Annotated in this window: 8 protein-coding genes; all 8 read left to right on the top strand. The window is 44.7% G+C overall.

Annotated features, from left to right (window positions below; genetic code table 11):
* Positions 1–80, top strand: an 80-nt coding sequence (locus MFF54_RS28010; RefSeq protein WP_238306690.1) for a phage DNA packaging protein J, incomplete at its 5' end; no start/stop codon positions are given.
* 36 nt (positions 81–116) lie between these two features.
* Positions 117–1,400 (top strand): major capsid protein, encoded by a 1,284-nt coding sequence (locus MFF54_RS28005; protein ID WP_000065572.1) that lies wholly within the window; start codon positions 117–119, stop codon positions 1,398–1,400.
* Positions 1,401–1,510: 110 nt separating this feature from the next.
* A complete protein-coding gene (locus tag MFF54_RS28000; RefSeq protein WP_000487867.1) occupies positions 1,511–2,038 on the top strand; it encodes a hypothetical protein in 528 nt (175 codons plus the stop codon).
* Positions 2,039–2,046: 8 nt separating this feature from the next.
* Entirely contained in the window at positions 2,047–3,033 is a 987-nt protein-coding gene (locus tag MFF54_RS27995; RefSeq protein ID WP_000466547.1) for a Minor spike protein, read from the top strand.
* Between the two features lie 9 nt (positions 3,034–3,042).
* Positions 3,043–4,638: a replication endonuclease gene (locus tag MFF54_RS27990; RefSeq protein ID WP_021370787.1), complete on the top strand. Its 1,596-nt coding sequence runs from the start codon at positions 3,043–3,045 to the stop codon at positions 4,636–4,638.
* Entirely contained in the window at positions 4,571–4,723 is a 153-nt protein-coding gene (locus MFF54_RS27985) for a hypothetical protein (RefSeq protein ID WP_435988044.1), read from the top strand. Before MFF54_RS27990 ends, MFF54_RS27985 begins: the two co-directional genes overlap by 68 nt.
* On the top strand, positions 4,656–4,895 hold the full coding sequence (locus MFF54_RS27980) for a phage DNA packaging protein C (protein WP_016670801.1): 240 nt from the start codon (positions 4,656–4,658) through the stop codon (positions 4,893–4,895). Before MFF54_RS27985 ends, MFF54_RS27980 begins: the two co-directional genes overlap by 68 nt.
* On the top strand, positions 4,892–5,350 hold the full coding sequence (locus MFF54_RS27975) for a scaffolding protein D (protein WP_000084700.1): 459 nt from the start codon (positions 4,892–4,894) through the stop codon (positions 5,348–5,350). Before MFF54_RS27980 ends, MFF54_RS27975 begins: the two co-directional genes overlap by 4 nt.
* The last annotated feature ends 36 nt before the right edge of the window (positions 5,351–5,386 follow it).

Here is a 5,386-nt window from a genome sequence, read left to right as displayed (position 1 = left end):
GTCGTCCGCAGCCGTTGCGAGGTACTAAAGGCAAGCGTAAAGGCGCTCGTCTTTGGTATGTAGGTGGTCAACAATTTTAATTGCAGGGGCTTCGGCCCCTTACTTGAGGATAAATTATGTCTAATATTCAAACTGGCGCCGAGCGTATGCCGCATGACCTTTCCCATCTTGGCTTCCTTGCTGGTCAGATTGGTCGTCTTATTACCATTTCAACTACTCCGGTTATCGCTGGCGACTCCTTCGAGATGGACGCCGTTGGCGCTCTCCGTCTTTCTCCATTGCGTCGTGGCCTTGCTATTGACTCTACTGTAGACATTTTTACTTTTTATGTCCCTCATCGTCACGTTTATGGTGAACAGTGGATTAAGTTCATGAAGGATGGTGTTAATGCCACTCCTCTCCCGACTGTTAACACTACTGGTTATATTGACCATGCCGCTTTTCTTGGCACGATTAACCCTGATACCAATAAAATCCCTAAGCATTTGTTTCAGGGTTATTTGAATATCTATAACAACTATTTTAAAGCGCCGTGGATGCCTGACCGTACCGAGGCTAACCCTAATGAGCTTAATCAAGATGATGCTCGTTATGGTTTCCGTTGCTGCCATCTCAAAAACATTTGGACTGCTCCGCTTCCTCCTGAGACTGAGCTTTCTCGCCAAATGACGACTTCTACCACATCTATTGACATTATGGGTCTGCAAGCTGCTTATGCTAATTTGCATACTGACCAAGAACGTGATTACTTCATGCAGCGTTACCATGATGTTATTTCTTCATTTGGAGGTAAAACCTCTTATGACGCTGACAACCGTCCTTTACTTGTCATGCGCTCTAATCTCTGGGCATCTGGCTATGATGTTGATGGAACTGACCAAACGTCGTTAGGCCAGTTTTCTGGTCGTGTTCAACAGACCTATAAACATTCTGTGCCGCGTTTCTTTGTTCCTGAGCATGGCACTATGTTTACTCTTGCGCTTGTTCGTTTTCCGCCTACTGCGACTAAAGAGATTCAGTACCTTAACGCTAAAGGTGCTTTGACTTATACCGATATTGCTGGCGACCCTGTTTTGTATGGCAACTTGCCGCCGCGTGAAATTTCTATGAAGGATGTTTTCCGTTCTGGTGATTCGTCTAAGAAGTTTAAGATTGCTGAGGGTCAGTGGTATCGTTATGCGCCTTCGTATGTTTCTCCTGCTTATCACCTTCTTGAAGGCTTCCCATTCATTCAGGAACCGCCTTCTGGTGATTTGCAAGAACGCGTACTTATTCGCCACCATGATTATGACCAGTGTTTCCAGTCCGTTCAGTTGTTGCAGTGGAATAGTCAGGTTAAATTTAATGTGACCGTTTATCGCAATCTGCCGACCACTCGCGATTCAATCATGACTTCGTGATAAAAGATTGAGTGTGAGGTTATAACGCCGAAGCGGTAAAAATTTTAATTTTTGCCGCTGAGGGGTTGACCAAGCGAAGCGCGGTAGGTTTTCTGCTTAGGAGTTTAATCATGTTTCAGACTTTTATTTCTCGCCATAATTCAAACTTTTTTTCTGATAAGCTGGTTCTCACTTCTGTTACTCCAGCTTCTTCGGCACCTGTTTTACAGACACCTAAAGCTACATCGTCAACGTTATATTTTGATAGTTTGACGGTTAATGCTGGTAATGGTGGTTTTCTTCATTGCATTCAGATGGATACATCTGTCAACGCCGCTAATCAGGTTGTTTCTGTTGGTGCTGATATTGCTTTTGATGCCGACCCTAAATTTTTTGCCTGTTTGGTTCGCTTTGAGTCTTCTTCGGTTCCGACTACCCTCCCGACTGCCTATGATGTTTATCCTTTGGATGGTCGCCATGATGGTGGTTATTATACCGTCAAGGACTGTGTGACTATTGACGTCCTTCCCCGTACGCCGGGCAATAATGTTTATGTTGGTTTCATGGTTTGGTCTAACTTTACCGCTACTAAATGCCGCGGATTGGTTTCGCTGAATCAGGTTATTAAAGAGATTATTTGTCTCCAGCCACTTAAGTGAGGTGATTTATGTTTGGTGCTATTGCTGGCGGTATTGCTTCTGCTCTTGCTGGTGGCGCCATGTCTAAATTGTTTGGAGGCGGTCAAAAAGCCGCCTCCGGTGGCATTCAAGGTGATGTGCTTGCTACCGATAACAATACTGTAGGCATGGGTGATGCTGGTATTAAATCTGCCATTCAAGGCTCTAATGTTCCTAACCCTGATGAGGCCGTCCCTAGTTTTGTTTCTGGTGCTATGGCTAAAGCTGGTAAAGGACTTCTTGAAGGTACGTTGCAGGCTGGCACTTCTGCCGTTTCTGATAAGTTGCTTGATTTGGTTGGACTTGGTGGCAAGTCTGCCGCTGATAAAGGAAAGGATACTCGTGATTATCTTGCTGCTGCATTTCCTGAGCTTAATGCTTGGGAGCGTGCTGGTGCTGATGCTTCCTCTGCTGGTATGGTTGACGCCGGATTTGAGAATCAAAAAGAGCTTACTAAAATGCAACTGGACAATCAGAAAGAGATTGCCGAGATGCAAAATGAGACTCAAAAAGAGATTGCTGGCATTCAGTCGGCGACTTCACGCCAGAATACGAAAGACCAGGTATATGCACAAAATGAGATGCTTGCTTATCAACAGAAGGAGTCTACTGCTCGCGTTGCGTCTATTATGGAAAACACCAATCTTTCCAAGCAACAGCAGGTTTCCGAGATTATGCGCCAAATGCTTACTCAAGCTCAAACGGCTGGTCAGTATTTTACCAATGACCAAATCAAAGAAATGACTCGCAAGGTTAGTGCTGAGGTTGACTTAGTTCATCAGCAAACGCAGAATCAGCGGTATGGCTCTTCTCATATTGGCGCTACTGCAAAGGATATTTCTAATGTCGTCACTGATGCTGCTTCTGGTGTGGTTGATATTTTTCATGGTATTGATAAAGCTGTTGCCGATACTTGGAACAATTTCTGGAAAGACGGTAAAGCTGATGGTATTGGCTCTAATTTGTCTAGGAAATAACCGTCAGGATTGACACCCTCCCAATTGTATGTTTTCATGCCTCCAAATCTTGGAGGCTTTTTTATGGTTCGTTCTTATTACCCTTCTGAATGTCACGCTGATTATTTTGACTTTGAGCGTATCGAGGCTCTTAAACCTGCTATTGAGGCTTGTGGCATTTCTACTCTTTCTCAATCCCCAATGCTTGGCTTCCATAAGCAGATGGATAACCGCATCAAGCTCTTGGAAGAGATTCTGTCTTTTCGTATGCAGGGCGTTGAGTTCGATAATGGTGATATGTATGTTGACGGCCATAAGGCTGCTTCTGACGTTCGTGATGAGTTTGTATCTGTTACTGAGAAGTTAATGGATGAATTGGCACAATGCTACAATGTGCTCCCCCAACTTGATATTAATAACACTATAGACCACCGCCCCGAAGGGGACGAAAAATGGTTTTTAGAGAACGAGAAGACGGTTACGCAGTTTTGCCGCAAGCTGGCTGCTGAACGCCCTCTTAAGGATATTCGCGATGAGTATAATTACCCCAAAAAGAAAGGTATTAAGGATGAGTGTTCAAGATTGCTGGAGGCCTCCACTATGAAATCGCGTAGAGGCTTTGCTATTCAGCGTTTGATGAATGCAATGCGACAGGCTCATGCTGATGGTTGGTTTATCGTTTTTGACACTCTCACGTTGGCTGACGACCGATTAGAGGCGTTTTATGATAATCCCAATGCTTTGCGTGACTATTTTCGTGATATTGGTCGTATGGTTCTTGCTGCCGAGGGTCGCAAGGCTAATGATTCACACGCCGACTGCTATCAGTATTTTTGTGTGCCTGAGTATGGTACAGCTAATGGCCGTCTTCATTTCCATGCGGTGCACTTTATGCGGACACTTCCTACAGGTAGCGTTGACCCTAATTTTGGTCGTCGGGTACGCAATCGCCGCCAGTTAAATAGCTTGCAAAATACGTGGCCTTATGGTTACAGTATGCCCATCGCAGTTCGCTACACGCAGGACGCTTTTTCACGTTCTGGTTGGTTGTGGCCTGTTGATGCTAAAGGTGAGCCGCTTAAAGCTACCAGTTATATGGCTGTTGGTTTCTATGTGGCTAAATACGTTAACAAAAAGTCAGATATGGACCTTGCTGCTAAAGGTCTAGGAGCTAAAGAATGGAACAACTCACTAAAAACCAAGCTGTCGCTACTTCCCAAGAAGCTGTTCAGAATCAGAATGAGCCGCAACTTCGGGATGAAAATGCTCACAATGACAAATCTGTCCACGGAGTGCTTAATCCAACTTACCAAGCTGGGTTACGACGCGACGCCGTTCAACCAGATATTGAAGCAGAACGCAAAAAGAGAGATGAGATTGAGGCTGGGAAAAGTTACTGTAGCCGACGTTTTGGCGGCGCAACCTGTGACGACAAATCTGCTCAAATTTATGCGCGCTTCGATAAAAATGATTGGCGTATCCAACCTGCAGAGTTTTATCGCTTCCATGACGCAGAAGTTAACACTTTCGGATATTTCTGATGAGTCGAAAAATTATCTTGATAAAGCAGGAATTACTACTGCTTGTTTACGAATTAAATCGAAGTGGACTGCTGGCGGAAAATGAGAAAATTCGACCTATCCTTGCGCAGCTCGAGAAGCTCTTACTTTGCGACCTTTCGCCATCAACTAACGATTCTGTCAAAAACTGACGCGTTGGATGAGGAGAAGTGGCTTAATATGCTTGGCACGTTCGTCAAGGACTGGTTTAGATATGAGTCACATTTTGTTCATGGTAGAGATTCTCTTGTTGACATTTTAAAAGAGCGTGGATTACTATCTGAGTCCGATGCTGTTCAACCACTAATAGGTAAGAAATCATGAGTCAAGTTACTGAACAATCCGTACGTTTCCAGACCGCTTTGGCCTCTATTAAGCTCATTCAGGCTTCTGCCGTTTTGGATTTAACCGAAGATGATTTCGATTTTCTGACGAGTAACAAAGTTTGGATTGCTACTGACCGCTCTCGTGCTCGTCGCTGCGTTGAGGCTTGCGTTTATGGTACGCTGGACTTTGTAGGATACCCTCGCTTTCCTGCTCCTGTTGAGTTTATTGCTGCCGTCATTGCTTATTATGTTCATCCCGTCAACATTCAAACGGCCTGTCTCATCATGGAAGGCGCTGAATTTACGGAAAACATTATTAATGGCGTCGAGCGTCCGGTTAAAGCCGCTGAATTGTTCGCGTTTACCTTGCGTGTACGCGCAGGAAACACTGACGTTCTTACTGACGCAGAAGAAAACGTGCGTCAAAAATTACGTGCAGAAGGAGTGATGTAATGTCTAAAGGTAAAAAACGTTCTGGCGCTCGCCCTG

This window comes from Methylobacterium gregans (assembly GCF_022179245.1).
GTDB lineage: Bacteria > Pseudomonadota > Alphaproteobacteria > Rhizobiales > Beijerinckiaceae > Methylobacterium > Methylobacterium gregans.
This window is presented reverse-complemented; position numbering and strand designations above follow the sequence as displayed.

Coding starts and splice junctions, on each gene's coding strand:
- MFF54_RS28000 (WP_000487867.1), top strand. CDS start 1,511: ATGTTTCAGACTTTTATTTCTCGCCATAATTCAAACTTTTTTTCTGAT.
- MFF54_RS28005 (WP_000065572.1), top strand. CDS start 117: ATGTCTAATATTCAAACTGGCGCCGAGCGTATGCCGCATGACCTTTCC.
- MFF54_RS27975 (WP_000084700.1), top strand. CDS start 4,892: ATGAGTCAAGTTACTGAACAATCCGTACGTTTCCAGACCGCTTTGGCC.
- MFF54_RS27995 (WP_000466547.1), top strand. CDS start 2,047: ATGTTTGGTGCTATTGCTGGCGGTATTGCTTCTGCTCTTGCTGGTGGC.